3 protein-coding genes are annotated in these 1,260 nt (G+C 56.5%); 2 read left to right on the forward strand and 1 reads right to left on the reverse strand.

The genetic code is table 11. The features are described from left to right. A partial coding sequence (locus NW857_RS12995; protein WP_414369206.1) for a class I tRNA ligase family protein occupies positions 1-248 on the reverse strand: 248 nt, incomplete at its 3' end. Positions 249-431: 183 nt separating this feature from the next. On the opposite strand from NW857_RS12995, the gene NW857_RS13000 reads away from it, so the two are divergent. Together NW857_RS13000 and NW857_RS13005 are read left to right on the forward strand one after the other, a co-directional pair. Continuing rightward, a complete protein-coding gene (locus NW857_RS13000; protein WP_414349108.1) occupies positions 432-854 on the forward strand; it encodes a heavy metal-responsive transcriptional regulator in 423 nt (140 codons plus the stop codon). Continuing rightward, a partial coding sequence (locus tag NW857_RS13005) for a putative iron-sulfur cluster-binding metallochaperone (protein ID WP_414369208.1) occupies positions 851-1,260 on the forward strand: 410 nt, incomplete at its 3' end. The genes NW857_RS13000 and NW857_RS13005, both read left to right, overlap by 4 nt.

A 1,260-nucleotide genomic window follows, 5' to 3' on the forward strand; every position in this document is an offset into this window, starting at 1 on the left:
AGGACGTTGTAGCCGCGCATGCGCTTGTAGCGCACCACCACATCCGGCAGGGTAAAGGCAAAGGCATGGCCCATGTGCAGGCTGCCCGTGACGTTGGGCGGGGGCAGCACCATGCTGAAGGCTTCTCCCGGCGCCTTGGGATCCGCTACGTAAAACTCCTTTTCCTCCCAAAAGCGCTGCCACTTCGGCTCGGTCGCAAAGGGGTTGTACTGGCTGGGCAGGTGGGCGAGGGCAGGTGCAGCAGTCATGCCGAATCTAGGCCAGGGCTTCTCGAAGGACTACCCTAATAGGTTAGCAGGCTTACTTCAAGCCAGTGGGCTCTTGCGGCTCTCTTTGCCGGGGTGGGCCTTGCGGGGGATCCCTCTTGACCTTGTAGTTAGCTATAGGGTTTAGGCTAGGAGAGCTGCTGGAGAGAGGGTATAGAACCGGGCATGTCTGAACTGCTGCGGGTGGGTCAGGTAGCCGAGAAGTTGGGCATCAGTCCCCAAACCCTCTACTTCTACGAGCGCCTGGGGCTCATTCCCAAACCGCGCAGGACGGAGGGGGGCTATCGCCTCTACGGGGAGCCTGAGCTGGAGCGGCTGGCTTTTATTGCCCGCGCCAAGGCTTTGGGACTTACCCTGGCCGAGATCAAAGAACTGCTCTTGCTTCAGGAGAACGGGCAAGCTCTGCCCTGCTGGCAGGTGTACGTAAAGCTAACGGAAAAACTTAGACAAATCGATAAGTCAATTGCCCATCTGCAGGAACTCAAAGGGGAGCTATCGACACTTATTGAACAGTGTCAACAGAAATTTTCCGAACAAGAGAAAAGTTCCTCTTGCACTATCTTCCAACAACAGCTCGATAACCCATGACAAGAGAACCCCTTGCACCATTTTCTGCTAATGCTTGGCAGCCCTCGTGTCCAAGGAGCGGGGAGCAAGGGATCCCGGTTCAACTGATTACCCTGAAGAGCCTGCTGTTCCCTCGAGCTTTGGCACAACTGGATGCGGACAGCAGCTACGCGTTTTGCCGGGATCCCATTTGTCCTGTTGTTTATTTTTCTGAGCAAGGTCAAAGCTTTGGGGTTGACGACCTCAAGGTGCCAGTCTTTCAAAAAGAAAGTGGCGAGGACGTGCCCGTCTGCTACTGTTTTGCATGGACCCGCCGGCGCATTCGGCAAGAGCTGCAGGGATCCAAAACACCCCAGGCCATTCTTGCCGAGATTGCCGCCCACATCAAAGCCAGGCGCTGTGGCTGCCAGGTCAACAACCCCCAGGG

It is taken from the genome of Synechococcus sp. H55.9 (assembly GCF_047462355.1).
Lineage (GTDB): Bacteria > Cyanobacteriota > Cyanobacteriia > Thermostichales > Thermostichaceae > Thermostichus.